This is a genomic window from Streptomyces sp. NBC_00425 (assembly GCF_036030735.1).
Lineage (GTDB): Bacteria > Actinomycetota > Actinomycetes > Streptomycetales > Streptomycetaceae > Streptomyces.
In genome coordinates, this window is the sequence record NZ_CP107928.1 from 9,133,127 (window position 1) to 9,158,339 (window position 25,213).

Here is a 25,213-nt window from a genome sequence, read left to right on the forward strand (position 1 = left end):
CACGGCACGGGCCGGATCTAACTCGGGGCCTCGGGAGCATCGCGCAGCGCCTGGTACACCGACCACACGACGGCCACCAGCGGTACGGCGACCACGGCGCCGATGACCCCCGCCGCGACCGCTCCGCCGACGACCGCCAGTGCGACCACCACCGGATGCAGCCGGACGGCCCAGCTCATCACGATGGGATGCAGCAGATGGCCCTCGATCTGACCGATGACCACGATCAGGGCCACGACCAGCAGCGCGATGAGGGGCCCCTTCGCCGCCAGGGCGACGACGGCCGCGACCGCAAGGGCGATCGGCGAGCCGATCAGCGGAATGAACGCGGCCAGGAACTCCAGCAAGGCCAACGGGAGGGCCAGCGGCACACCGAGGGCGAACAGCGCGATGCCCACGAGGACCGCGTTGATCACGGCCACCAGCAGGATGCCGTGGGTGTAGCCGGTGAACGTCCGCCAGGCGGCGTGGCCCGTGACGGTGAACCGCCGCCGTGCGTCGTCGGGCAGCTGGTCGCACACCCACTGCCACTGCCGGTCGCCGGAGTGTGTGAAGAAGACCGCGCAGAACAGGGCCAGGGCGAGCACGGTCAGCACCTCGACCAGGCGGCTCGCCCCGCTGAGCGCCGTACTGATGAGGGTGGAGCGGTGACTCGACAGGAGATCGCCGATCCGGGACTGGAGATCGTCGAACGCGTTCGGGGGAAGCCGGAAGGGAGCGTCCTCCAGCTGCCGCTCGATCCGGTCGATGCCCGCCACGAACTCCTTCTCCAGCCCGCTTCGCTGATCGGCCGCGGTCTCGCCGACCAGCGCCAGCACGCCGAGGACGAGGACGATTCCGCCGATGAGCGCCGTGGCCACCGCGAGCGGCCGGGGCATGAGCCGGGCGAGGAGGCCGACCACCGGGCGGAGTACGGCGGTGATGACGAGGCCGAGGAAGACGGCGACGGCGATCCGGTGAAACTGTCCGAGCACGGAGAAGGCGACGCGGACGACGACGCCGACGGCGATGATCCTCCATGCGTACGCGGCCGCGGTCCGCAGCAGACCCGGAACGCGCGGCCCTTCGCCGCTGCGCCGCTCCGGCGGCGCAGCGGGCTGATCAGGGGGTGTGGACATCTCATGCCCGTACCACGCGTCGGCTGCCGGATCGCGGGGCCGCCCCGGAGTTCCCCCGAAGGCCGTACGGCCGGGTGGCAGGGCCGGCCGGCCGACCCCGATCGGGTGTTCCGCGGTGACCGGCCGGGCGGCGACGCGGAGCCCGCCGGCGCCGATCGCGTCGTGAACGGCCGGCGAGACCGGCGTCCGGGCGGCGGCGGTCGCGGGCGTTGGTAGCGTCGGCCTGTGCCGTGCCGGCCGGTACGGTGTGCCGCTCGACCGAGAGAGACCTCATGTCCCCGACGATCCGCAGGGCCGTGATCCCCGCCGCCGGACTGGGCTCCCGTCTGCTGCCCCTGACGAAGGCGATTCCCAAGGAGATGCTCCCGGTCGGCGACAAGCCGGTCATCGAGCACACCGTGCGCGAGCTGGTGGACTCCGGGATCACCGACATCACCATCGTCGTCTCCGGCGGCAAGAGCCTCATCCAGGACCACTTCCGGCCCAACCCCGCCCTCGTCGCCCAGCTTCGCGCGGACGGCAAGACGGCCTACGCGGACGCCGTGGAGGAGGTCGCCGAGCTGGCCCGGCAGGGCCACATCACCTACCTCGACCAGCAAGGCCCGTACGGCAACGGCACCCCTGTCCTCAACGCCGCCCGTGCCTTCGGCGACGAGCCCGTCCTGGTGCTGTGGCCCGACGACGTCTTCGTGGCGGAGGTGCCCCGCGCCCAACAGCTGATCCGCGCCTACGAACTGACGGGGTGTCCGGTCCTGGCCCTGCTGCCGATGGACCCGGGCGACTCGCAGCGATACGGCGTGCCCATCGTCAAGGAGGACCTCGGCGGAGGCACTCTGCGCATCACCGGCCTGGTCGAGAAGCCCCGGCCGGCCGACGCCCCGTCGTCGTACGCGGCCATCGGCGGCTACGTCGTCACCCCCGGGATCATCGACGAACTGCGGGAGCAGACGCGCCGCTGGTACGAGCACCGGACGGGCGAGGTCTACCTGACCGACGCGATCAACGCCTACGCCGCCACCCGCGCGGTGTACGGGCAGGTCATCCAGGGGCGTTGGTACGACACCGGCAACCCGGCCGACTACCTCGTCGCGCAGATGGCGTTCGCGCTCGCCCACCCCGAGTACGGGCCGGTCCTGCGGGGCCTGGTCGCCGGACTAGACGCCGACCGCGCCGCCGGCCACGGACCGGAGACGGACTCCTGATCCGCGGCTTCCCGCCCGGGGCCGCCCGCTCGCAGCGAGCGGCCCGAGGCCGGCCGGCCGGGCAGACCGGCGATCAGGCGGTGAGCGCCTGTTCGACGCTGCTGTGGCAGGAGAGCACCGCGTCGAGGCCGACGAGCTGGACGACCCGCGCCACCGATTCCTGGGCGGCGGCCAGGCGCAGCCACCCGTCGGCGGCACTCACGTGCTGGTGTACCTGGACGAACACGTTGATGCCGCTGGAGTCCAGGAAGGTCACGCCGCTGAGGTCCGCCACGATCCGGTGCCCCTGATCGCCGTTCCGGGACAGCAGTGCCTCGCTCAGCGCGTCCTTGACGTCGTGGTCGATCTCGCCGCGCAGGATCACGACACGGATGTCGCCGACGCTGGCGTGTTCGACGGACAGCCGGTCGGATCGGCCCGTTTCCTGGTTGTCAGTCACCGTTTCCTCAATCGCACCTAGGCTGCCGGGGGCAGCGTCTGTGAGAGCAATTCTGCCGTACGGTGTCAGCCGCCCGCTCCCGACCGGCTGTGCCGAAGAACACGGCCCGTGACATGCATGACAACGTGGCGGGTACACGCACACCCGTGAGTGGGGAGCAGAAGGACGATGCCTGGTGGAATCGCGATCCGACGACGAGGGCGGCACGGGGTTCGGCGCCGACCTGATCGAGGCGGGGTACGCCCTGGCCGGAGGTGACGGGTGCATCGCCCAGGCTCGCCGCGATGCCGCCGACTTCCTCGCCCGGGCCCGTGACGAACGCGGTGTGGACGTCTCCTCGCGCGCGATGGACCTGACCCAGCTGGTGGTCAGCGAGCTGGTCACCAACGTCCGCAAGTACGCGCCGGGACCGGCGCTGATGCAGCTGCGCGTCGCCGGAGCCATGGTGGAGGTCGTGGTCCGGGACAGCGATCCCACCGTGCCGGCGGTGGGGGCCGCCGACCCCGGCCGGATCGGCCAGCACGGCCTCGAGATCGTCCAGGCCGTAGCCCATGACCTCGTCGTCGAGCGGCAGCCGGACGGCAAGCGCATCATCGCCCGCATCGTCCTGGCGGACCCGCCCGGCGGTGAGGCCGCGCCCCGCCGCCCCCGGTGACGACCCGCCTGGCGCACCGAGTGCGGGGATCGGCCCTCACCGACGCATCCCGCCTCCGCCACCCCCACCGCCGTCACCGCCACGGACGCGGCAGACCCGCGGCGCTCGCAGGTTGCGGTCAGTGCGGCCGCGCGAGCTGTTCCACTCGGTCGTGGAGGCGTTCGACGTGCTGTTCGGATTCCGGCTTCATCAGGACGCTGCGGAGGATGCGCGCACCGTCGACGTCCGCGGTGATCCCGGGGTGGCGGACCGTGAACGCCTCACGACCGGCCTTGAGGGTGCTCAGGAAGACCGGATCGCCGTCGTTCATCCCGGCGGTCAGTACCCGCGCGGACGCGGCGTCCACGGCGGACAGGGTGGCCGGGTCCACGGTCGGGAAGTATCCGACGATGTCCAGCTCGGGGCGCTGGTAGAGCTCCAGCGCGTCGGACCGCGAGATCAGGTCGGCCCATCGCAGTGCGGCCCGGCGGCCGGCCGCCAGCACGCGGCCGAGACCGGCGGGGGTGGGCGGGACGAGGCGGAAGGTGAGCCACAGCGCGGCGGCTGCTGCGCCCGCCCGGGAACACTCCAGGCTGATCTCGCCGAGGTGGAGCTCGGTGGAGGTGAAGTAGGTGTACGGCGAGTCGTGGAGGTAGAAGCGCCCCACCTCGGGATCGCGGAACAGGACGGCCCCGCAGCCGTAGGGCTGGAGTCCGTGCTTGTGCGGGTCGACGACGATCGAGTCGCACCGGGCGATCGCCCGCCAGGGCTCGGGCGGGAGCCCCTCGGGGCCGGTGGCGCCGGCCAGCAGGGTGAAGAAGCCCCCGTAGGCGGCGTCGACGTGGAGGCGCACGCCGTAGCGGTCTCTCAGGGCGAGCGCGCGGTCGATCGGGTCGACGGCGCCGAGGCCGGTGGTCCCCGCGGTGAGGACGACGGTGCCGACGTCGCCGCCGCGAAGGACGTCCTCCAGGGCGTCGAGGTCCATGCGGCCCCCTTCGTCGGTGGGGACCGGGTGACCCTTCATGCCGAGGACGTGGCACATGCGGCCGTGGGTGTAGTGGGCTTCGGCGCTGTAGGCGACTCCTCGGCCGGGGTGGAGTTCCCGGGCGACGAAGAGGGCTTCGAGGTTGGCGATCGTGCCGCTGGTGGTGAGATGGCCGAGGTGGGTGTCGTATCCGAACATGGCGGCGAGCTGCGCGACGGCCTCGCGTTCCATCGCCGCGGTGGCCGGCCCGCCGTCCAGGGCGTGGTTGTTGGGGTTGATCAGCATGGTGGTGAGGTGGCCGACGACTGCGGCGGGGTGCGGGGGCTTCAGCATCTGGCCCGCGTAGTGCGGGTGGAAGAAGGGGTAGTTGTCCGTCGTCAGCCGGCCGGTGAGCTCCTCGAAGGCGGCGGCGAAGCGCTCGTCGTCGACGTGCAGGGACGGGTGCGGCTCGTAGGGGCCGTAGGTGTCGGCCCACTCCTGTATGGCGTGGGTGGCCTGGCCCAGCCAGTGCTGCAGGTTCATGGACACGTCCCTTCCCTCGGTTTCCGCGACCGCTGCGGCGTGGTGGCGCCCATCCTAGGTTTTAGCTGACTGATCAGCAATTGACTGCTCAGCAATTGAGACGTCGGTAGGTGACCAGGCAGTAAAGTCGAGGGCGTGGAGGATCTTCGCCAGGAGCCTTCGGCAGGAGAGGACGTCAACACGTGGATACGGCCGACCGACCGGGCGACGAGGCCGCCCGCGCCGCCGACAGCCCGCTGGTGCACGACTTCGGGCTGCTGATCAAGACCGCCACCCGGCTGGAGCAGCGGATCGACAGCGCCCTCAGGCGGGAGTGCGGGATCAGCCACACGATGTTCGAGGTCCTCATCAGGCTCAGTCGCCGGCCGGGCGAAGAGGTCACCCAGCGCGTGCTGGCCGACGACCTGACGCTGACCAGCAGCGGCGTCACTCGTCTGATCGACCGCATGGAAGAGGCCGCGGTGGCCCGCCGGGTGCCGTCCCCCGAGGACCGTCGCAGCGTGCTGGTCGAGGTCACCGACCACGGTCGCTCCGTCTTCCTGCGGGCGGCCGAGGTGCACGCGCAGGTCGTCGAGCGCTACTTCGTCACGCCGGTGCCCCCGGGGGACTACCCGCGACTGACCGGCTCGCTCAGCCGGATCCACCAGGCGCTGCGCGACGACTGAGGGGTGCGGGACCGGCCGCCACGGTGTCTCGGCGGTCGACGTCCAGGTGACCCGCGGCTTGGCGGGGCGGCACCGTCCCGCGGGCCCACGCCGAGCGGCTCAGGTCCGGCAGGAGCGGGCCGACGTGGCCGGGGGGGTCCCACGGCGCCGTCGCAGGCTGCCGCCGGCCAGGCGTTTCCCACGGCACGGGCAACGGGACAACCCCGGGAAACGCCTGGTCGTCCCGGGCTCCCGACGACAACGTGAGCATCGTCGACCTCCAGGGAGCGCCGTCGCACGGTGCGTCGGCCCCGGGGCTGAACTCACGTAGGGAACTGGGCCAGTGATCAGTTGGAATCGTGTTTCGTCCGCCGCGCGGCGGTCCGTCCGCGGCAGGGTCCTGTCCACGGCTGCGGCCGCGGCGCTGCTCGCCGGCGGCATGACGCTCCTCGGGCCCGCGGGCTCGGCGCAGGCCGCCGCTTCGGACTGCGAGGGCGGCAGGAACGGGTTCATCGACATCTCCGACAACGCCTACGACACCACCGCCCGCCAGGTGACGCTGTGGAGCGAGGGCATCAACATCAGCCTGCAGTACGGCAACATCCGCGGCGTCCAGCGCGGTTGGGCTCTCATCGCGGGTGACGTGCAGCCGGGCAACCAGGTGTGGCTGGACTGGACCCGGGACGGTGGCCGGACCTGGATCCAGTGCGGGCCGTTCACCTCGCGGGGCGGCGAGAACAAGACGAGCGCGGCCCAGCGCACCAGCTCGGACGCCAACTGGAAGTTCCGCGCGTGCGGTTCGACCCGGTCAGGCATTCACTGCACGGACCCGTGGTGGTAGTCCGGCCCCGGTCCGCACGCACGCCCGCACCCTCGTGCGGCTCCGCACGACCTCCGTCCGAGAACCGTGACGACGAAATCCCTCTGGAGACGCGCATGAACAAGTCACGCACCGTGCTCGCGTTCGCGACGGCCGCCCTCGTGGTGGCGCTGGGCAGTCCCGCCGTCGCCGCCCCTGCCCCCGTCGCCGGCAAGGGCGCCGGGCCCGCCCACTGCGTCCTCGTCCTCGACGGGATGAAGGCCGGCGAGAGCACCTCCCACGTCAGCCTGCACCAGTGCTTCAACGGTCCCGACGCCTTTGCCCGGGCCACGGCGGCCGTACCGCGAGCGGCGGCGCAGACGGAGCTGATGACCTGGGCCGAGGACGCCGACTGGGGCGGCGCGTACACGAAGGTCTACGGCAACGCCGGGCCCTGCGACGCGGCCGGCTACAGCTTCAGCCCGAACAGCTGGTGGTCGACGCACCTGTCGTCGCTCCTCGTGGACGGTGGATGCACCAAGGCCTTCCTCAGCGGCCCGAGGGGCAACGGCACGTTCGGCCGCTCCGTGTCCTACGTCGGCGACACGCTCAACGACGCGGTGACGTACGTCAAGATCTGGCGCGGCTGACCGGGCCGGCACGAGGCGGAGCCGGTCGGATCGGGGGTTTCCCGGCCGTCGCGCCAAGAGGCAACGGGAAACCCCTGGCCCCGGCCGCCCGCCGAGGCGACCGTGAGGCCTGTCCCGTCCCTGAGCCACACGGGGGCCTGATCGGGGGGATGCACCAACGACACCTGGTCGTACCTGCCCGAGTACCAGGGCTGGGTCAGCAACATCTACATGCAGGGCGACGCATGGCTGGACGGCGTCCGGAACTGCGTTGTTCCGGGCATCAGTTGATCGGCCCCGTCGGCTGATCCCACATCCACCGCCCCGGTAGGCAGGCTCACGGGGGGCCCGCGTACCGGGGCGGTTTCCCGAACCGGCCGGAATCCTCATCTGCCGCACATCGACCGGTCTTTGTGACACTCGTCACTTCCCGTCATGCCTCAGATCCCCCGTTCCCGTCCGGGCTTACCATCCCCCAGACACACGGTCGCCGACCTGACCAGTCGGCGTCAGAAACGGCGCTCCGCGCGCCGTTGGCCTCGGGGGCACACCACTCATGGACCACAAGGACGGCGGGTCGGCCCACCCGCCGACCGCCGCTCGACGGCGGCCGCAGCACCCGTCGTTCGGCGTCGCGCTCCGCGAACTGCGCCTGGAACGCGGCCTGTCACTGGCCGACCTGGCGCGGATCACGCACTACAGCAAGGGCTATCTGAGCAAGATCGAGAACGGCAGGAAGCCGGTCAACGGCGATGTCGCGCGATTGTGCGACGACGCTCTGGCGGCCGACGGCGCCCTGCTCGCCCTGCTGCCGCCGGCCCTGCGCGAGGGGCCGTCGGGGCAGGGCGACGGCGAGAGCTGTCCGTACCCGGGCCTGTCGGCCTTCGGTCCGCGGGACGCCGGGCGGTTCTTCGGCCGGGAACAGGCGGTCGTCGCGCTCCTCCAGCGCCTCGCCCAGCGGTTCGGCAAGGGGCCCGTGGCCGTCGTCGCGCTCTCCGGGTCGGGCAAGTCCTCGTTGCTGGGTGCGGGCCTCGTCCCCGCTCTCGCGGACGGCGGGCTCGGCGCCGGTCCCGACGGGCCGCTCCCCGTAGACGTCGACGCAGACCGCGTGCCGCACGCCTCCGCACCCGCAGACGGCGCAGTCGCAGCCGCCGCAGCCGCCGGTGCCGGCGCCGTGGCGGACGCCCCGATCGTCATGTGCACCCCCACGGCACGTCCGCTGCCCGCTCTCCTGCACGCGCTGCGCGCCGCACTGCCCGCCGGAGTGCTCGACCACCTGTACGACGACGGCCCGCCCGGCGAACGGGCCGACCGGCTCGTCGCGGCCCTGCGTTCCTGGGCCGTCGCCGCGCGGCGACCCCGAGGCTGTGTCGTCATCGTCGACCAGTTCGAGGAGGTCTTCACCCTCTGCGACGACGAGACGGAACGCGGAGCCTACGTCGCGGCGCTCGCCGCACTCGCCGGCGGCGGCGACGACGGACCCGATGCGGGCGGACCGGCGTTCACCGTGGTTCTGGGTGTGCGCGCCGACGTCACCGGACGCTGCCTCGAGTACCCGCCGCTGGTCCCGGTCGTCAGCGACGGGCTGTTCGCGCTGGGCGCGATGACCACCGACGAACTGCGGGAGTGCATCGTCCGTCCGGCCATCGCGACGGGCACCTCCCTGGAGCCGGGACTCGTCGAACTGCTGCTGCGCGACCTGGGCGCGGCCGACACTCCGGACCCCGGGGGCAGCGGCCCGGACCCGGCCGTCCCGATCGGGCGGCCCGGCGCCCTCCCGTTGCTCGGACACGCCCTGCGGGAGACCTGGCAGCGGCGCACCGACTCCACCATGACCGTGGCCGGTTACCTGGCGACGGGCGGGATCCACGGCTCCGTCGCCACCGCGGCCGAGGACCTCTTCGCCGCCCTGTCACCGGTCCGGCAGGACGTCGCCCGCCGGCTGCTGCTGCGGCTGGTGCGCGTCGGCGAGGACAACGAGGCCTCCCGGCGGCCGCGCACCACGTCCGAACTGCTCGACGGGCTGCGGGACCCGGCCGCCGCGCGCGCCACGCTCGACGCACTGGTGACGGCCCGTCTGCTGACGGTGGACGCCGACCGCGTCGAGATCGTGCACGAGGCCCTGCTGCGGGCGTGGCCCAGACTGCGCACCTGGGTCAGGACGACGCGCGCCGATCTGCTCCTGCACCAGCAACTGGGCGCAGCCGCCCGCGAATGGGACCGCGAGAACCGCGACCCGAGTCTGCTCTACCGCGGCGCCCGGCTGACGGCCGCCCGGGAATGGGCAGCCGGTCCCAGCGGCCGGGACAGCGTGCCGACGCCCGTGGAGGCCGACTTCCTGCGCGCCTCCGACCACGAGGAGGACCTGCGCCGCCGCCTGGCGCGACGCCGGGTGCGCCAGCAACGGACGGGGGTCGTCGTGCTGACCGTCCTGCTCGCCCTGGCCCTCCTGGCCGGCGCGACGGTCTTCGAGCAGCGCACCTCCGCGGACGAACAGCGCAGGACGGCGCTGTCACAGGCCATGGCGGCCAGTTCCGCCCAACTCGCGTTCGGGCGGCCGGAGGCCTCGATGCTGCTGGCGGAGTCCGCCTATCGCACCTCGCGGACCACGGAGGCGCGCAGTGCCCTGCTCAGCACGCAGGCCAACGCCTTCGCGGGCCGGCTCACCGGCCATCACGGAGCGGTGAACAGCGTCGTCTTCGGCCCCGGCCGGCGGCTGCTGGCCTCGGCGAGTTCCGACGGCACCGTGCGGCTGTGGGACGTCGCCGCCCGACGGGCCGTGGGGGAGCTCGCCGGTCATCACGGGCCCGTGCGGTCCGTGTCCTTCTCGCCGGACGGGCGCACCCTGGCCTCGGCCAGTTCGGACGCGACGATCCGGCTCTGGTCGGTCTCCGACCGGCGCCAGATCGCCGTCCTGACGGGGCACCGCGGCCCCGTCCGCGCCGTGAGCTTCTCACCCGACGGCCGCACGGTGGCCTCCGCCGGCCAGGACGGCACCGTGCGCCTGTGGGACACCCGGACCCACCGTGAGACCGGGCGGCTTCCCGGGCACTCGGGCGACGTGCTCGCGCTGGCGTACGCTCCCGACGGCTCCCGCCTGGCGAGCGCGGGCTCCGACCGCACCGTACGGCTGTGGAATCCGCACACCCTCCGCGACGTCGGCGTCCTGAGCGGTCACAGCGGCGATGTCCTCGCCGTGGCGTTCAGCCCCGACGGCCGGGTGCTCGCCACCGGCGGCGCCGACCGCACCGTACGGCTGTGGGACCCCGCCACCCACCGGCAGACGGGCCTTCTCGCGGGGCACGACGACGACGTGAACGGCCTCGCCTTCGGCCCCGGCGGCCACACGGTGGTCTCCGCGGGGGGCGACGGCACGATCGTCCGCTGGGACGTCCACACCCGCCGCGCGGTCGACTCCTTCTCGGGGCACACGGACTACGTGATGGCCGTCGCCGTCGCGGAGAAGGGCGACCTGCTGGCCACCGCCGGCTTCGACGGAACCGTGGCCCTGTGGGATCTCACCGGCCACACACTCAGCGCCTACCCGGTCGGCGAACTGTGGAAGGCCGCCTTCAGCCCCGACGGCCGGATGCTCGCCTCCGCGGCGACGGACGGCGCCCTGCGGCTCTGGGACGTGGCGCGCCGCACCCTCGTCCGGACCCTGACCGGCCACAGCGGCGCGGCCTACGCCGTGGCGTTCAGTCCGGACGGCCGATGGCTCGCCTCGGCCGGCGCCGACCACACCGTGCGGCTGTGGCCCGTCGCCGCCGACGGGGGCGCCCCGATCGTGCTCGGCGGTCACACCCGTGCCGTGTTCGACGTGGCGTTCAGTCCGGACGGCCGATGGCTCGCCTCCGCCTCGGCCGACCGCACCCTACGGCTGTGGAGGATGTCGTCCACGGGCGGTCCGGCGGGGACGCGGGCCACGGTGCTCACCGGGCACACCGACTTCGTGAACTGCCTGGCCTTCAGCGCCGACAGCGCCACTCTCGTGAGCGGCAGCGACGACCTCACCCTGCGGCTCTGGAACGTCTCGCGCGGCAGTCTCACCACCGTCCTCACCGCGAAGGGCGGCTCGGTGCGCGCCGTGGCGTTCGCCCCCGGCGGGCGCTCCCTCGCCAGCTCGGGCAACGACGGCGTCATCCGGATGTGGGACGTGGCCGGGGCCCGGGTGACGGGGCTGCTCGGCGAGCACGTCGGCTCGGTGCGCGGGCTGGCGTTCAGCCCCGACGGGCGCTCGCTCGCCAGCAGCGGCAACGACCGCACGGTACGGCTGTGGGACCCCGCGCGGCGACGGCTCGTCGCGACCCTGACCGGGCACACCCGCGCGGTGTGGAGCGTCGCCTACGCCCCGGACGGCAGGAGGGTCGCCAGCGCAGGCAACGACGGCACCGTCCGGCTGTGGGACCTCGGCATCACCGACCGCGTGGCGGCCCTGTGCCGTGTGGTGGGCCCGGTCGACCGCGGACGATGGCGGCGGTTGCTGCCCGGGTACGCGTACTCGGGAACCTGCGCGGCCTGACCGGCCGGGCCGGGAGCGGTCCCCCTGACCGCGGCCCCGAAGCCCCGCAGCGCCGCCGCCCCGCAGCCGTGAAGCCCTGCCGCCGTGGAACGGTGATGCCCGTCGTCACGCGGCCGACTGCCTGACGGCCGCGCGACGACGGCAGGCTCCCGGGCCCTGACGGCCGTGGTGCCGGCGGGGTTCCGTGCGCCGGCGCCGGAGCGGGCACGGCCGGACGTCGTGTCAGACGGCGGGCGAGGCCTGGGGCGGGGTCGGGGTCTCGGCCTCGGTGGCGGAGGCCTCGACGGGCCGTTTCTCGTTCCGCCAGGACGCCGCCCAGGCGAGCACCGCGCCGCCCACCGCATAGGCGCAGAGCACCCACACCGCCGTGGTGACGGCGTGTCCCGAGAAGTACACCGTGTTGCGGACCAGGGTGGTGCCGGCTCCCGGAGGCAGGATCTGGCCGATCGCGCTCCAGAACGCGGGGAGCAGCGGCGCAGGGTAGACGCCGCCGGAACTCGGGTTGCCCAGCACGACGAAGAGCAGGATGACCAGGCCGGTGCCCGCGAGACCCAGCAGGGTCTGCAGTGCGAGCGCGGTCGCCGCCGAGGCGAGGACGACCAGCGTGCCGATGCCGCTCAGAGCCCAGAAGTGGCCCCCGAGCGCGTCGAAGACGGGCCCCACGACGACCGCTCCGGCAATCCCCGACGTGACCGCGTACAGCATGAGCACGGCGAGTCGGATCAGGGTGCGCTGTCGGTTGGCAGGGCGTGCGCCCGCCGCCATGCCCATGATCGTCGCGGTCAGATAGCCGCCGATCACCCAGCCGAGCACGAGGTAGAAGGACGTCATCCCGCGCCCGTCCCCGGTGTTGGGGGGCCGTATGTCGGTGACGGTGATCTGCCGCTTCTGCCCGGCCTCGATCTTCTGGGCGATCTGGGTGGCGGTCTGCGACACCGACGGCCCGCCCGCCGAGGCGACCAGGAGGGTGTCCTCGGTGCCGGTCGGGTCGAAGAGGAAGGCGGCGTCGGCCTTCCTGGTGAGGACCCACTGCCGGGCGGCGGCGGTGCTCGGGGCCGCGGTCGCCTCGACCGGGTCGCCGGCGAGCGCGTTGAGCTGGGCGACGATCTTCGCGGACGCCTGCTGCGGGGCGGCGACCGCCACGGGTATCCGGTGCGGCGTGGGGGAGTGGAAGGCGCCGACGTAGGACACGACGAAGGCGAGCTGGACGAGCAGGCCGCCGAGCACGAGGCCGAAGGCCCGCAGGGTGACGGCGTCCTTGAACTCGGCAGCGAAACCGGATGACTTGGGCTCGCGCTCGGCGGATGATCCGCCCGGAGCGGGGGTGGAGGGTGCGTTCACGGGCGCATGATCCCACAGCCGGGTGAATCCCCCGCTCCGCTTCACCGGGACCGGCAAGGCGCTCACGCCGCGCCCTGCTGACTCGCCTTCCTGCGGCGTCGACTCCTGTTCGCCCCTCTCCGCTGCACTCACCCCCGCGAGCCTGATCCGGGTGTGGGTCACGCGTGCCGGCGTGTCACCCCTTGCCGATCAGGTCCGCCGGGAACGCCCCCGCCGCCAGCGCGGCCCGGGCGAAAGCCGTGCCGAGCACCGTCAGCCGTGCCACGCCCTCCGCACCGAGATGCTCGTACGGGGCCTGGTCCAGGCGGTCCGTCTCCTGCTCGATGTCCTCGCGGAGGGCGACGCCGCGCTCGGTGAGCTCCCCGTCGCGGTCCAGGATCCCGCGGGCCCGCAGTCGGTCGGCCGCCGCGCTCCAGTCGTCCGGGCTCCAGCCGCGGCTGTTCGACACCCACGTCGGGGTCATGCCCCTGCCCGTGGCGGTGTGGGTGACCGTGGCCTCCAGGCCGTCCAGACCGGCGGACATCAGGACCGCCAGGTGCCCGTCGCCGCGGTGCTCGCGCAGCAGTGTCGCCGCGTGCCAGTACGCGAGGTGCGGCTCGTCGGGAACGGGAAGGTCGGCGTGCGCCGAGTACAGCGGCCGGGCGCCACGCCCTCCGGCCTCGGCCGCGCGCAGCGCGAGCCGCGCGGCCTCCGCCATCTCCGCGGACCCCAGGGCCTCCTCGCCCAGCAGCCGCCGCAGCATCGCGTCGACGGCACGCAGGCGAGCCGCGAGGATCTCCGCGGGGGCGGCGACCGACCACACCGCCGGCACGTGACGGGCCACGACTTCGTGCTTGTAGTTGTAGAAGGCCGCCGTCACCGCACCGGCCCCGACGGGCCCGAGCGCGGCCGCGCGCGCGGCGAAGTTCACGGCCCGGGGATGCGTGATGCCGAGAGCGCCCAACTCCCGTCCGAGTTCGGGCGAGAAGTAGTGTGCCGCGTGCAGCGAGTTGAGCGGTGACTGGCAGCGGCGGCCGGCTCGCGGTTCGAGGGTGGCAGTAGTCATGCCCGGCACGCTACCGACCGGTCGTTATGCGTCCGCCGCCGGGGGCCGGGCCGAAGGGGCGGCGACCCTCGCCGGCAGGGTCGGACAGGGGTGGTAACGAGTGTTACCATGCGTGTATGGCGAAGACGCAGCTGGGTGCGCGCGTGGACGAGGACGTGGCGGAACTCGCGAGGAAGCGCGCCGCTGATCTGGGGCTGAGCGTGGGGGACTACCTCGCCCGGCTCGTCCAGGACGACGCCAGCGGTCTGCGGGCCCGTGCGGTGGACGCGGCTGCCCGCTTCCTGGCCGAGCACCAGTCGGTCTTCGACGACGCCGAGGACGCCGAGCACGCGGCCCGGCGTCCGTCTCCCGGAGCGCGCGCCGCCTGATGGACCTGCACATCGACGTTCCGTGGATTCTGCAGGTCGCCGAGGCCGCCGGCGCGGACGATCCGGCCCCCGACGACTACGGCGTCCCCGTCTCCGCGGTGGCCCGGCACCGGGCCGAACTGTTCGAACGACCCCTCTACGACGGCCATTACGCCAAGGCCGCCGCGCTGGTGCACACGCTGGGCCGGTGCCGCTGGCTGGAGCGCTCCAACATGGCGGTGGCCGCCGCCACCGGCGTCATGTACCTCGAGGCCGCCGGCATCCCCGTCAAACCCGCCCGCGAGGACGCCGTCGCCCTCAAGGACCTGCTCCTCGACCCCGCCTGCACCGCCGGAAGGATCGCCGCGCTGCTGCGGACCTGGCCGACCGCCACCTGAGCCTCGGGCGTCACTCGGACGCGGTGATGTGGCCGCGGTCACCGCATGAGCTGTGTGAAAGGGGGCAGCAGCCTCTATACGCACAGAAGTCACCCAGTGCCCAACGCTGCGCACGGGTCGCTCACGCACGACGGGTAAGGAACTGCAGTGGCTGACGTACAGACCGACGGGCAGCGCGAACCATCAAGGTCCGGGGAACTCCATACGGCAGGTCTGCCCGCCCAGGTCCGCCAGGACCTGACGCGCAGGCTGAAGCGGAACAAGCGTCCCTTCCGCGACGAGGACGTGCAGGTCGTCGAACCCCCCCTGCTGCGGCGAGCGGTGGGCGCCTCGGCGCTCGGCAACTGCATGGAGTGGTTCGACTTCGGCGTCTACAGCTACCTCGCGGCCACCATCGGCAAGGTCTTCTTCCCCGGGGCGTCGCCCGCGGCGCAGGTCATATCGTCCTTCGCCACCTTCGCGGCGGCGTTCGTCGTACGCCCCCTGGGCGGCCTGGTCTTCGGCCCGCTCGGAGACCGCCTCGGCCGGCAGAAGGTGCTCGCCACCACCATGATCATGATGGCGGTCGGCACGTTCGCCATCGGCCTCATCCCCAGCTACGCCACGATCGGCATCGCCGCGCCCGTCCTGCTGCTGCTCGCCCGCATGCTGCAGGGGTTCTCCACCGGCGGCGAGTACGGGGGCGCGACCACCTTCGTCGCCGAGTACTCGCCCGACCGCCGTCGAGGCTTCCTCTCCAGCTGGCTCGACTTCGGCACCTTCGTCGGCTACGCGCTCGGTTCCGCTCTGGTCACCGCACTGAACCTCGCCCTCAGCGACGCGCAGATGCTCTCCTGGGGCTGGCGCATCCCCTTCCTGATCGCGGGCCCGCTCGGGGTGATCGGTCTCTACATGCGGCTCAAGCTGGAGGAGTCGCCCGCCTTCCAGCAGCAACTCGACGAACACGAGCAGAGCCTCGCCAAGGAGTCGGCGGGCACCGAGTTCAAGACCATCGTCAAGGACCACTGGCGCGGCCTGCTCATCTGCACGGGCCTGGTACTGCTCTACAACGTCACCAACTACATGGTCACGGGCTTCCTGCCCACCTACCAGACGGAGACCCTCGGCCGCTCCAGCACGTCCGCGGACGTCCTCGTACTGACCGGCATGGTCTGGATCGTGCTGCTGATCACCTTCCTCGGCCGGCTCAGCGACCACGTCGGCCGACGCCCCCTGTACGGCTACGCGGCGGCGGGCATGATCGTCCTCGCCGTTCCCTCCTTCCTGCTGATCAAGATGGACGGGACCTGGCCGCCGGTCTTCGGGGTGCTGATCCTCTCCACCCTGCTGGCGTGCTTCGCCGCGCCGAGCGCCGCGACGCTGCCCGCGCTGTTCCCGACGGCCGTCCGCTACGCCGCGATGGGCATCGGCTTCAACTTCGCGGTCGCGGCGTTCGGCGGCACCACCCCGCTGGTCACCGAGGCGCTGGTGAGCCTCACCGGAAACGACATGATGCCCGCCTTCTACCTCATGGCGGCCGGCGTCATCGGGCTGATCACGGTGCGCTTCCTGCCCGAGAGCGCCCAGGTGTCCCTGCACGGCTCCCAGCCCATGGTGGGATCCAAGAAGGAACGCCGCGAACTCATCGCCACCTCGCAGGAGCTGTACCGCGTCGGCCGGGAGACGGCCGGCCGGCGCTGATCCTCCCGGAGACCCTCCCGGAGACGGGCGCGCCGTCAGAACCAGTGCAGGCAGTGCGGGGAGCGGTCGGCGCGGAACAGGGCGTCGGCGAGGGCGGCCACGCCCGACGTGCGGGCCCGGATGTGCCCGGCACGCACCAGCGTGCTCGGGGCGGTGCCGCCGAGGTAGACGGAGCCCAGGTCGCTCACGTCCAGGGACAGGTCGGGCTCCCGGTCCGTGGGGACGCAGTCGGCCTTGCCGTTCTCTACGGTCAGCAGGTAGCGGCCGCGCTCGCCGAGGAAGGGGTCGTCGACGTCCAGCACGAGCTCGCCGTCCATGAACCAGCCGCGCGCGGTCAGCGCACGCGGGACGTCCAGCAGCCGCACCCAGAGCCAGTCGGTGTCGTCGCTGACCCGGCCCGCGCGGAAGTCCGAGAACTGCCAGCGCAGCGGGTGCCCGGGCGGGAAGTGCTTGAACACCACCTCGGAGACCAGGTCGTGTCCGAGCGCGAACCGGGCCAGGTCCGTGAAGACCGCGTCGTCCACGGCGATGATCTCGTCGACCGTCAGGGTCTGGGAGTCGTCGACCGCATAGCTCGCGTACCCGTCCGGGACGCCGTCGGCGTCCCGGTGGACGGCGACATGGCGCGCCGCCGGAGCGATCGGGGGCTGCCCCGCACCCAGGGCCCACCACCGGTGCGGCCGGGACAGCGCGCCGGGCTGCCCGCGGCGGTACCGGTCGTACACCTCTTCCAGGATCTCGCGGCACTCGGCACTTCGCAGCACCTCGAGCGAGCCGGTGTCCGGACCGGCCGGTGCGCCGGTCACCGGACCGTCGGCCGTTGCACGCGCCCGCGGGAGGGCGAGCGCGCCCCGGTGACGCGGCACGGTCAACCGCTGCGTGTAGGTCGCGGGCCCGTAGCCGAACCTGCGGTAGATCAGGGCCTCGGAGGCCAGCAGTACGGAGAGGAACTCCCCTCGGCCCCGCAGCTCGGTGAGCTGATGGCGCATCATGGCGCTGAGCACGCCCTGGCGTCGGTGCGAGGGCAGGACCCCGACGGCGGTGATTCCGGCGGCCGGCACGAGGATCTCACCGGGCAGGGTGAGCTCGAAGGAGTACGCCGCGGCGGTGCCGACCGGCCGCCCGTCCGCTGTCACGGCGAGAAGGCTGCGGTCCAACTCCAGCGCCGACCACCAGACACCGCGGCCCTCGGCCGGGGTCTCCGGGAAACGCCCGAACGCGGCATGGAGCGTGTCGACGAAGACGTCGAGGTCCTGGTCGTTCGTAGGACGGATCTCCATCGCAGCCGCAGCCTCCCCGTGACGTCGACACCACGAACCATGGCGTCCCGCCACAGTGCAGCCTCCACCCATCGCCAGGTCAAGCCGATTAACGGCCGGGCGCCCGGCCCGGATCGGTACGGCGCTCAAATCCAGGTGTCGAGCCACATACGGGCGTGCCAGTCGGCGTACGGAATCGTCAGACCCGTGTAGACCGGGAAGAAGTAGATGAAGTTCCAGGCGATGAGCAGCACCAGCACGCCTGCGGCGACCGCGCCCCACGTGCGCCGCCTTTCGTCGGCGCCCGGCGCACCCATCAGCGCGCCCGCCGTCATCGCCACGGCCAGGCACAGGTACGGCACGAACACGACGGCGTAGAAGGCGAAGACCGTCCGGTCCTGGTAGAGGAACCACGGAAGGTAACCGGCCCCCACCGCGCACAGGACGGCACCCGCCCTCCAGTCGCGGCGCAGCGCCCACCGGAAGAGGAGATACACCAGCGCGCAGCAGGCCGACCACCACAGGAGCGGGGTGCCCAGAGCGAGAACCGCCTGCGAGCAGTCGGACGCCGTTGGGCAACCGTCCCGGCCGGCCTTCGGCGACTGGTAGGAGAACAGCACGGGACGGCCGAGGACCAGCCAACTCCACGGATTGGACTCGTACTTGTGGAAGGTGTCCAGTCCCACGTTGAACCGGTAGACGGCATGCTCGTAGTGCCAGAGGCTGCGCAGGGGGGCGGGTATCCACGACCACGTGCCGCCGCGGCCGTCCGCCCAGTGCCGTCCGTAGCCGTCGTCGGACAAGAACCAGCCGGTCCAGGTCACCAGATAGGTCGCCACGGCGACGGGAACGAGGGACAGCAGCGACCAGCCCAGATCCTTGCGCAGCACCGCGCGGTAGGGGCGCCGGGCCCCCGCCGTACGGCGGGCGCCGACGTCCCACAACACGGTCAGGGCGACGAAGAAGACGAGGAAGTACAGGCCGTTCCACTTCGTCGAGGCCGCCAGTCCCAGGAAGAGGCCGGCTGCCAGGCGCCACGGACGCAGGCCCGTCCCGGCCCCGGCAGCGGCGTCCTGGTCCGGTCCGGTACGGCCGTCAGGCCCCATCGGCAGGGCTGCCGCGAGCCGCGCCCGTGCCCGGTCCCGGTCGATGAGCAGGCTCGCGAAGGCCGCCAGCACGAAGAACATGACGATGAGGTCGAGCAGAGCGACACGGCTCATCACGAAGTGCAGGCCGTCCAGCGCCATCAGGACGCCGGCCAGGCATCCCAGCACCGTCGAACGGAACAGACGCCGTCCCGCGCGGCACAGCATCAGCACCGACAGCGTGCCCAGTACCGCCGTCATGAAGCGCCAGCCGAACGGATCGAGACCGAACGCCCCCTCGCCGAGGGCGATCACCCACTTGCCCGTCGGCGGATGCGCGACGAACGCGCCCCCGTCGCCGAGGGGGATCGTCTGCGGGTCGGCCAGGATCTGAGGGTCGGCGATCTTGCGGTCCGGCCAGGTGCCCTCGTAGCCGAGCCGGAGCATGGCCCACGCGTCCTTGGCGTAGTAGGTCTCGTCGAAGACGAGATCGTGCGGCCGGCCGAGGCGCCAGAAGCGGATCGCCCCGGCGAGGAGCGCGACGAGCACGGGCCCCACCCAGCCCATCGCCTTCGCGGCACGGTACGCCCGTGCGGGGCCGAGACCCAGGCGCTCCCAGACGCGCGTGCCCGGCTCCGGGAACGGCGCAACCAGACGCTCACGGACGTCGCTCCGGGGACGTGCCGCATACCCGAACCGGCGCAGACGGTCGGTCCAGTCGCTGGGCGCGGTCGTCGAGCGCGTGCCGTCGAGCATGTCGGTGACGTGGTCCTTCGAGAGTGGGCCGATGGCCACCGGCCGCTGGTCCGGCGGCGGGGCTTGGGGTGAGCCCGGAGGCTAGCAGGCCCCGCCGACGACGACCGCCTGCACCCCGAACCACCCTCCCGCCACCCGGCGTCGACGCCGGCCGGACAGGAGACGGGCGGTCGGGAGTCGGTGGACGGGAGACGGGGTGGGGGAGGACGGGTGGCTTGAGGTTGTCGGTGGGCGTCTCGGGGGTCTCGCACCCGTCGGTACGGCCCCGCACGTCTGCGGTGCGTCTCGGTGGGCACCCGAAAGGCCAGGACGACAGGGAGGACATCGTGAGCGAACACGGCGCACACCGCGTGCCGACCGCAGGCCACACCGCGGACGACGACCTGACCGGATACCAGGTGGACGCCACGGACGGTCACCTCGGCAAGGTCAGCAAGTACTCCAGGGACCTGGGCCCGCGGTTCCTCGTGGTGCACACCGGCCCGTGGGTTCTCGGCAAGGACGTGGTGCTCCCCTCGGACGCCGTCATGGGCGTGGACCACGACGCCCGCATCGTGCAGTTGTCGAGGACGAAGGCGCAGGCCAAGTCGGCGCCCGTCTTCGACGAAGCCACGCACCTGGGCGATCCGCGGCACCGCGACCAACTGGGCGGTCGGCACGGAGCCGGGCACTGACAGTCGGCCCGCACCCCTCGGCGGGTGCGGGCCGCCGGCCTAGAGGTAGGGCCGGATGGCCACCGTGACCGCCATGTCGAAGGCGTTCGCTCCCGCCGGGGACGGCAGTCCCAGGACCCGGTCGAGCACGCGGCTCAGGGGGCCGCACCCGCTGGTGCGCGGCGCGGCGAACTCCGCGTCCCGGGTGCCGAAGGAGACGATCAGGGGATCCTTGGACACCACCCGGGTGGGCTCGGTGTCCTTGAGTATCAGATGGACCGCGCCCTGGCCGCCGCCCACCGAGCAGCCCGACGCCGGCAGGACCGGCCGTCCGTGCGCCGGGCCCACGGCGAATCTGATGTCGAACTCGCCGCGCCGGGTGCTGTCGGACAGGAAGTCCGAGTAGCCGCCGTACTGCGGAGTCAGGGCCAACGCGGTGCCTCGGACCCGGACGGGCGCTGCGGTCATCTCCCCGAAGACCTGGCGGAATTCACCGTTCACACGACCCTCGGCGAAGGTGATCTTCAGGGGTTCGGCGATCGGCTCGTCGACGGCGCCCATGCGGAGATGTCCCGTGGCGTGCATGACCTCGCAGCGCCAGGTGCCCGGGTCCGCGCCTGCGGGCAGTTCGTCGACGGTCGGGCAGGCGGAGAAGTCGAACTCGGGCAGGGCCGCAGCCCCTTCGGCAGCGTGTGCGGGGGCGCCGCCCAGGGCGAGACCGGCAAGCAGCGCCCCCGCGACGGCACTGGTGAAGCGACGGGCTGCGCGATTCAAGGTCACTCGGTTCGGCGTCATGACCCCAGCATTGCAGAGATTTCTCTGCAGAGAAAGGTCTGCAGAGAAATCTCTGTCGTGTGGATAGAATGCCGCCATGACGGAAGAGCACAGAGCACAAGCCGCCGGGCGCCGCACGGTCGACAGCCCGGAGGTGCTCAAGGCCCTCTCGCACCCCCTGCGCCTGCGGATCCTGCGCCACCTCGGAACATCGGGTCCGGCCACCTCGACCACGCTGGCCGCCGCCCTCGGCGAGAACACCGGAACCCTCAGCTACCACCTGCGCATGCTGGAGCGCAGCGGCCTCATCGAGGACATCCCCGAGCGGTCCACCGGGCGTGAGCGCTGGTGGCGCGGGGTGCGCGGCCTCGACATCCGCAGACCGCCGCAGGGTGAGCTGACGGAGGTCGAGCGTGCCATGGCGGCCGAGCTGGACCGGCTGAGGATGGAGGAGGACGTCGAACTCGCCCGGCAGTTCACCGCCGGGCAGGCGGAGTCCCAGGGTTGGATGCGGGGTTCACGCAGTCTGACCCATCTCACGAAGGGTGAGCTGGACGCGTTCCATGACGACTATCTGGCCTTGCTCGCACGCTATGCCCGCGGGCCCGAGGACGCGCCGGACGACGCGCGACCCGTACTCCTCCGCTGGTTCGGCCTGCCCGCTGACTGATCGACTGGCTGCCTGCCCGCCGGGTGGCCGGCTGCCGCAGGAACGCGCCCACCGCAGGACCAGGAGAACCACCGGCCCGTCTGCGACCAGAGCTTCAGGCGCTCTCTCCCTCAGGCTCAGAGACCCCCTGGCGCCGCAGAAGCACGGTCCGCGCCGACGTGAGACGCCCTGCTTCGTCGCCGTCCGGGGCACGGCCCGCGATCTCGTCGGCCCAGGTGAGCAGGCGGTGCAGTCGCGGGTCGGTCGCGTCCGAGACGACGGCAGGGTCACCGACGACGACCTCGCCGCCGGTGCCGTCGACGGCGATGAGGGCGCCTTCGGGCAGGGTGCGACTCCCCGCCCGAACGCCGATCCCGTCCTCGACGATGAGGCTCGCGGCGCCCACGACGGCCGGTTTCCCCAACGCCCGCGCCACGACGGCCGCATGGCTCGTCGGCCCGCCTCGAGCGGTCACGACTCCCGCGGCGGCGGCGAGTCCGTGCATGTCGAGCGGTGAGGTCTCGGGGCGTACCAGGACGACCGGGCCTTGCGCGGCCAGCCGCACCGCGTTGTCGGCCGTCGTCGCCACCCTGCCGACCGCGACGCCGGGGCACGCTCCCAGTCCGCGCGTGAGGACGTCCAGCGCGTCGTCGATTGCGATCCGCGGCGTGCGTACGTGCCGGAGATGCCGGGGGGACACCCGCAGGATCGCCTCGTCGCGCCCGATCACGCCGGCGTCGGCGAGGTCGACCGCCACCCGGACCCCCGCGCGTCCCACGAACCGACCGGGGCGCACCTGGAGGACCCACAGCTCGCCCTCCTCGAAGGTGAACTCCACGTAGCACGCGTCGCGGTAGTGCTCCTCGACCCGGTCCAGGGCGTTCAGCAGCCCCTCCCACACGGTGGGTTCCCGGTCGGCCAGTTCGTGCAGGGGTCGGGTCAGCGACCGTCCCGCGACCACGTCCTCGCCCTGGCGCCGGAACAGGACCTCACCGAACGGAACGTCCTCACCGGTGTTGGGATCGCGACTGAACGCGACACCCGTTCCACTGTGCCGGTCCCGGTTTCCGTACACCATCGCCTGCACGGTCACAGCCGTGCCGAGGTCGTCCGGAATGCCGTGCAGTGCGCGGTAGGTCTTCGCACGCGGTGTGTGCCACGAAGAGAAGACGGCGGCGATCGCGAGTTCCAGCTGCCGTGTCGCCTCGCCGGGCAGGGGCGCGCCGCCGTGCTCCCGGATGAGCTGCTCGACGTCCCGGATCGCCTCGGCGATCCGGTCTGTGTCCGTGCTCCGTCCGACGATCGCACGGTCGACGGCGGCCAGGCTTTCCCGGCCGACGCCGAGGACCTCGGTGGCGAAGCAGGAAAGAAACCGCAGGCGGGAGTCGAGCGCGAAGCGCAGGTCGCCCGTCTCGTGGGCCAGTGCCGCGGTGGCCTCGGCGGTCAGTCCGAGGTTGAGGACGGTGCTCATCATGCCGGGCATCGACTCGCTGCCGCCGGAGCGGACGGACACCGCCAACGGCCGTTCGGCCCCGCCGAGTCTGCGGTGCGTCGTGGCCTCGAGGCGGGCGACGGCGGCCGCCAGTTCGGCGTCGAGGCCGTTGGGGAGCCGCCCGTCCCGGAAGAAGGCGCGGCACGCCCGTGTGCTGATGACGAACCCCAAAGGGACGGGCAGCCCGAGACGCCTGAGGACGACCAGGCCGTGTGCCTTGCCGCCCAGCACCTCCGCCGGTTCCTCGACCTCTGGTGACAGCGGGTGAATCCACGTCGTCATGTCGTCGTCTTCGTGTCGTTGTGGCTGGGGCGCTGGTCCGGGTCCACGGTCGGGTTCGGGTCCACGGTCGGGTTCGGGTCCACGGGGGGTCAGTGGCGGGGGAGGCCGAGCGTGGCCAGCAGGTCCTCGTGGAGCTGGAACCAGACGCTGTGATAGGAGGTCGTGCCGTCCGCCACGTACTCGAGCGCCCCGCCCTTCGCGCGCGCGAGCGCCTCGGCGAGCCGGACGGGGTATCGCTGGAACCGCAGCAACACCGCCGACAGCTCCGCGCAGACGGGCTCGGCACGCCGGTGGAAGTCCGTGAACCGGTCCAGGACCCGCGCGTCGTAGGCGGCATCGGTGTGGTCGTTCATCGTCATGGCGCCGTCGGCGGTACGCATCTGCCATGCCGTGCAGAGGTCGAGCAGCTCGGGATTGAGGACGAGGAACCGCTCGAAGGCCGCGGTCACCGTGGCCCTGGCGCCGGCCGACGCCAGCTCGTCGGAGATCCGCTCCGCGTCAGCGGCCCGGCCGGCCTCCGTGAGGCCCCATCCGCCGAAGTCGCCCGCGGTATGGGTGACGAGCCCCGCGACGGCGAGGTCGATCAGCTCCGACTCCACGTCGGACTCACTGAGCCCGGTCACCGCGGCGAGGCCCGCCCGGCCCGAGAACCCGGCGCAGCGAAGGGCGTGGAGCACCAGGAGGTCGGTGCCGGACGGGTGGGACGAAACATGCTGCGTCACGGTGCGGTCCCATCGGGTGAGGCGTCGGAGAGGTGCGTGCGTGCGTGGCCTGCGGGTGCGGGTGAGAGCTCGGGGGAGGGTGCGCCGGCGGCGGCGTGTCCCGCGCCCCGGCCGTGGGCCCGGGCGACGAGCGTGCCCTGCTGTACACGCACCGCGTGTTCGGCGGTGTCGTCGGCGTCGGCGACACCGATGGCGGACGCCAGCAGACCGCCGTCGTCCAGGACGACACGCAGGCGCGGCCATCCGTCCTGGGCGAACACCCCTCGCAGGCAACGGGCGAAGTCGTCGATCCGCAGCGTTACGAGGCGTCCGGTCTCGGCCGGGTCGGCCGTCGCCACGGCCACCGTGACGCGGTCGCCGGCCCGTGCGGCACGGACGCTCTCCTCGACGGCCTCCAGGCGGTGGCTGCCGAGGACCACGACCACGCCGTCCTCGTCGAACCCGACCGGGCGGCCGGTGATCAGATCCCGCAGCTCGCCCGGCGGGGTCCACGGCTCCAGGCAGGTCTGCGCCGGCCGGATGTAGGGCAGGTGCGGGGGATCCCAGGTGTCGGCGAGTGCGAGGTCGCCCAGATGCGCGCAGGCCTGGGCGAGGTCGAAGGGATCGCCGGACACGAGCCCCGGATCGACCGACGCGCCCGGCCCGTCCAGCAGCCTCAGCACCAGTTCCGCCCGCCTCACCTGGCGGACGGAGCACGGTCGCCCGGCCGGTGTCCGCGATTCCAGCGCGAGCGCCAGCAACAGCGCCTCCAGCCGGGTCAGCTGCGCGAACGCGGTGCGGATGGGTTCGTCGTCGAGCACGCCGGCCAGGGAGCGCAGCCGCACCTGACCGAGGGCGGGGGCGTCGTCGACCAGGGGGAGTCGTTGCAGGCGGGCGCGGGCGAACGCGCCGAGCGCCTCGGCCAGGGACGGGGGAGAGGACGGCACCGCCGGCGGACCCTCCCCGGTGACGCCGGACCCGGCCGTGTCGGCCGTGTCGAGCAGCACCGCCAGATAGAGCGCGCGTTTGCTCGGGAAGTTCGAGTACACCGCGCCACGGGTCAACTCGGCCCGTTCGGCGATCTCGTCGACCTTCGCAGCCGCGTACCCGCGCTCGGTGAACTCCGCCCTCGCCGCGGCCAGCACGGTCGCACGCGTGCGCTCCTGCCGCTGAGCCCGGGACAACCGGACCATCCGCCACCCCTCCCTTTCCCGTTGCCGTCGGCGTCGCCGTCGGAGAACGACGATACCTTGAACA

At 72.6% G+C, this 25,213-nt stretch carries 22 protein-coding genes; 11 read left to right on the plus strand and 11 right to left on the minus strand.

The features are described 5' to 3' along the window. Positions 1 to 17: 17 nt before the first annotated feature. Positions 18 to 1,118 (minus strand): AI-2E family transporter, encoded by a 1,101-nt coding sequence (locus OHS82_RS40340; protein ID WP_328435675.1) that lies wholly within the window; start codon positions 1,116 to 1,118, stop codon positions 18 to 20. 272 nt (positions 1,119 to 1,390) lie between these two features. Between OHS82_RS40340 and OHS82_RS40345 the strand changes: the two genes are divergently transcribed. Beyond that, positions 1,391 to 2,320 (plus strand): UTP--glucose-1-phosphate uridylyltransferase, encoded by a 930-nt coding sequence (locus OHS82_RS40345; RefSeq protein WP_057577104.1) that lies wholly within the window; start codon positions 1,391 to 1,393, stop codon positions 2,318 to 2,320. Between the two features lie 73 nt (positions 2,321 to 2,393). Here the strand turns inward: OHS82_RS40345 and OHS82_RS40350 are convergent, their stop codons facing one another. Continuing rightward, positions 2,394 to 2,759: an STAS domain-containing protein gene (locus OHS82_RS40350; RefSeq protein WP_057577105.1), complete on the minus strand. Its 366-nt coding sequence runs from the start codon at positions 2,757 to 2,759 to the stop codon at positions 2,394 to 2,396. Positions 2,760 to 2,934: 175 nt separating this feature from the next. Between OHS82_RS40350 and OHS82_RS40355 the strand changes: the two genes are divergently transcribed. Beyond that, positions 2,935 to 3,414 (plus strand): ATP-binding protein, encoded by a 480-nt coding sequence (locus tag OHS82_RS40355; protein ID WP_057577106.1) that lies wholly within the window; start codon positions 2,935 to 2,937, stop codon positions 3,412 to 3,414. A 118-nt stretch (positions 3,415 to 3,532) separates the two neighbouring features. Here OHS82_RS40355 and OHS82_RS40360 read toward each other — a convergent pair whose 3' ends face one another. After that, the gene (locus OHS82_RS40360) at positions 3,533 to 4,900 is read right to left on the minus strand and encodes a pyridoxal phosphate-dependent decarboxylase family protein (protein ID WP_328435676.1); all 1,368 of its coding nucleotides are present in this window, start codon (positions 4,898 to 4,900) and stop codon (positions 3,533 to 3,535) included. 182 nt (positions 4,901 to 5,082) lie between these two features. On the opposite strand from OHS82_RS40360, the gene OHS82_RS40365 reads away from it, so the two are divergent. From OHS82_RS40365 to OHS82_RS40380, 4 genes are all read left to right on the plus strand, one after another. Further along, positions 5,083 to 5,565: a MarR family winged helix-turn-helix transcriptional regulator gene (locus tag OHS82_RS40365; protein WP_057577107.1), complete on the plus strand. Its 483-nt coding sequence runs from the start codon at positions 5,083 to 5,085 to the stop codon at positions 5,563 to 5,565. A gap of 322 nt (positions 5,566 to 5,887) precedes the next feature. Further along, complete coding sequence (locus OHS82_RS40370) at positions 5,888 to 6,385, plus strand: hypothetical protein (protein WP_057577108.1); 498 nt, start codon at positions 5,888 to 5,890, stop codon at positions 6,383 to 6,385. Positions 6,386 to 6,480: 95 nt separating this feature from the next. After that, positions 6,481 to 6,993: a hypothetical protein gene (locus OHS82_RS40375; protein ID WP_057577109.1), complete on the plus strand. Its 513-nt coding sequence runs from the start codon at positions 6,481 to 6,483 to the stop codon at positions 6,991 to 6,993. A gap of 535 nt (positions 6,994 to 7,528) precedes the next feature. Beyond that, on the plus strand, positions 7,529 to 11,494 hold the full coding sequence (locus OHS82_RS40380) for an nSTAND1 domain-containing NTPase (RefSeq protein ID WP_328435677.1): 3,966 nt from the start codon (positions 7,529 to 7,531) through the stop codon (positions 11,492 to 11,494). 222 nt (positions 11,495 to 11,716) lie between these two features. Here OHS82_RS40380 and OHS82_RS40385 read toward each other — a convergent pair whose 3' ends face one another. Together OHS82_RS40385 and OHS82_RS40390 are read right to left on the minus strand one after the other, a co-directional pair. Beyond that, positions 11,717 to 12,835 carry a DUF3533 domain-containing protein gene (locus OHS82_RS40385; protein ID WP_328435678.1) on the minus strand — a complete coding sequence of 373 codons (1,119 nt, stop codon included), beginning with the start codon at positions 12,833 to 12,835 and terminating at the stop codon, positions 11,717 to 11,719. Positions 12,836 to 13,010: 175 nt separating this feature from the next. Next, complete coding sequence (locus OHS82_RS40390) at positions 13,011 to 13,880, minus strand: SCO6745 family protein (protein WP_328435679.1); 870 nt, start codon at positions 13,878 to 13,880, stop codon at positions 13,011 to 13,013. A gap of 116 nt (positions 13,881 to 13,996) precedes the next feature. Between OHS82_RS40390 and OHS82_RS40395 the strand changes: the two genes are divergently transcribed. From OHS82_RS40395 to OHS82_RS40405, 3 genes are all read left to right on the plus strand, one after another. After that, the gene (locus OHS82_RS40395; RefSeq protein WP_057577111.1) at positions 13,997 to 14,248 is read left to right on the plus strand and encodes a hypothetical protein; all 252 of its coding nucleotides are present in this window, start codon (positions 13,997 to 13,999) and stop codon (positions 14,246 to 14,248) included. Further along, entirely contained in the window at positions 14,248 to 14,625 is a 378-nt protein-coding gene (locus OHS82_RS40400) for a hypothetical protein (RefSeq protein WP_057577112.1), read from the plus strand. The genes OHS82_RS40395 and OHS82_RS40400 overlap by 1 nt, the downstream gene beginning before the upstream one ends. 147 nt (positions 14,626 to 14,772) lie before the next feature. After that, positions 14,773 to 16,305, plus strand: coding sequence for an MFS transporter (locus OHS82_RS40405; protein WP_057577113.1), 1,533 nt, complete (start codon positions 14,773 to 14,775; stop codon positions 16,303 to 16,305). Positions 16,306 to 16,340: 35 nt separating this feature from the next. On the opposite strand, the gene OHS82_RS40410 is transcribed toward OHS82_RS40405, so the two are convergent. Both OHS82_RS40410 and OHS82_RS40415 read right to left on the minus strand, forming a co-directional pair. After that, entirely contained in the window at positions 16,341 to 17,585 is a 1,245-nt protein-coding gene (locus OHS82_RS40410) for a GNAT family N-acetyltransferase (protein ID WP_057577114.1), read from the minus strand. A 125-nt stretch (positions 17,586 to 17,710) separates the two neighbouring features. Next, complete coding sequence (locus tag OHS82_RS40415; RefSeq protein WP_328436165.1) at positions 17,711 to 19,405, minus strand: dolichyl-phosphate-mannose--protein mannosyltransferase; 1,695 nt, start codon at positions 19,403 to 19,405, stop codon at positions 17,711 to 17,713. 326 nt (positions 19,406 to 19,731) lie between these two features. Between OHS82_RS40415 and OHS82_RS40420 the strand changes: the two genes are divergently transcribed. Further along, positions 19,732 to 20,079: a hypothetical protein gene (locus OHS82_RS40420; protein ID WP_057577115.1), complete on the plus strand. Its 348-nt coding sequence runs from the start codon at positions 19,732 to 19,734 to the stop codon at positions 20,077 to 20,079. 39 nt (positions 20,080 to 20,118) lie between these two features. Here OHS82_RS40420 and OHS82_RS40425 read toward each other — a convergent pair whose 3' ends face one another. Next, positions 20,119 to 20,853 carry a hypothetical protein gene (locus tag OHS82_RS40425; RefSeq protein WP_328435680.1) on the minus strand — a complete coding sequence of 245 codons (735 nt, stop codon included), beginning with the start codon at positions 20,851 to 20,853 and terminating at the stop codon, positions 20,119 to 20,121. Between the two features lie 76 nt (positions 20,854 to 20,929). Between OHS82_RS40425 and OHS82_RS40430 the strand changes: the two genes are divergently transcribed. Next, positions 20,930 to 21,502: an ArsR/SmtB family transcription factor gene (locus OHS82_RS40430; RefSeq protein ID WP_328435681.1), complete on the plus strand. Its 573-nt coding sequence runs from the start codon at positions 20,930 to 20,932 to the stop codon at positions 21,500 to 21,502. Positions 21,503 to 21,596: 94 nt separating this feature from the next. Here OHS82_RS40430 and OHS82_RS40435 read toward each other — a convergent pair whose 3' ends face one another. The 3 genes from OHS82_RS40435 to OHS82_RS40445 form a co-directional block, all read right to left on the minus strand. Beyond that, positions 21,597 to 23,255: a pyruvate, phosphate dikinase gene (locus OHS82_RS40435; protein ID WP_328435682.1), complete on the minus strand. Its 1,659-nt coding sequence runs from the start codon at positions 23,253 to 23,255 to the stop codon at positions 21,597 to 21,599. Between the two features lie 89 nt (positions 23,256 to 23,344). Continuing rightward, positions 23,345 to 23,977: a hypothetical protein gene (locus OHS82_RS40440; protein WP_057577119.1), complete on the minus strand. Its 633-nt coding sequence runs from the start codon at positions 23,975 to 23,977 to the stop codon at positions 23,345 to 23,347. Further along, positions 23,974 to 25,149 carry a TetR/AcrR family transcriptional regulator gene (locus OHS82_RS40445; protein ID WP_057577120.1) on the minus strand — a complete coding sequence of 392 codons (1,176 nt, stop codon included), beginning with the start codon at positions 25,147 to 25,149 and terminating at the stop codon, positions 23,974 to 23,976. Before OHS82_RS40445 ends, OHS82_RS40440 begins: the two co-directional genes overlap by 4 nt. Between the last annotated feature and the right edge of the window lie 64 nt (positions 25,150 to 25,213).

Coding starts and splice junctions, on each gene's coding strand:
- OHS82_RS40340 (WP_328435675.1), bottom strand. CDS start 1,118: ATGTCCACACCCCCTGATCAGCCCGCTGCGCCGCCGGAGCGGCGCAGC.
- OHS82_RS40345 (WP_057577104.1), top strand. CDS start 1,391: ATGTCCCCGACGATCCGCAGGGCCGTGATCCCCGCCGCCGGACTGGGC.
- OHS82_RS40360 (WP_328435676.1), bottom strand. CDS start 4,900: ATGAACCTGCAGCACTGGCTGGGCCAGGCCACCCACGCCATACAGGAG.
- OHS82_RS40375 (WP_057577109.1), top strand. CDS start 6,481: ATGAACAAGTCACGCACCGTGCTCGCGTTCGCGACGGCCGCCCTCGTG.
- OHS82_RS40380 (WP_328435677.1), top strand. CDS start 7,529: ATGGACCACAAGGACGGCGGGTCGGCCCACCCGCCGACCGCCGCTCGA.
- OHS82_RS40390 (WP_328435679.1), bottom strand. CDS start 13,880: ATGACTACTGCCACCCTCGAACCGCGAGCCGGCCGCCGCTGCCAGTCA.
- OHS82_RS40395 (WP_057577111.1), top strand. CDS start 13,997: ATGGCGAAGACGCAGCTGGGTGCGCGCGTGGACGAGGACGTGGCGGAA.
- OHS82_RS40400 (WP_057577112.1), top strand. CDS start 14,248: ATGGACCTGCACATCGACGTTCCGTGGATTCTGCAGGTCGCCGAGGCC.
- OHS82_RS40410 (WP_057577114.1), bottom strand. CDS start 17,585: ATGGAGATCCGTCCTACGAACGACCAGGACCTCGACGTCTTCGTCGAC.
- OHS82_RS40415 (WP_328436165.1), bottom strand. CDS start 19,405: ATGCTCGACGGCACGCGCTCGACGACCGCGCCCAGCGACTGGACCGAC.
- OHS82_RS40425 (WP_328435680.1), bottom strand. CDS start 20,853: ATGACGCCGAACCGAGTGACCTTGAATCGCGCAGCCCGTCGCTTCACC.
- OHS82_RS40430 (WP_328435681.1), top strand. CDS start 20,930: ATGACGGAAGAGCACAGAGCACAAGCCGCCGGGCGCCGCACGGTCGAC.
- OHS82_RS40435 (WP_328435682.1), bottom strand. CDS start 23,255: ATGACGACGTGGATTCACCCGCTGTCACCAGAGGTCGAGGAACCGGCG.
- OHS82_RS40445 (WP_057577120.1), bottom strand. CDS start 25,149: ATGGTCCGGTTGTCCCGGGCTCAGCGGCAGGAGCGCACGCGTGCGACC.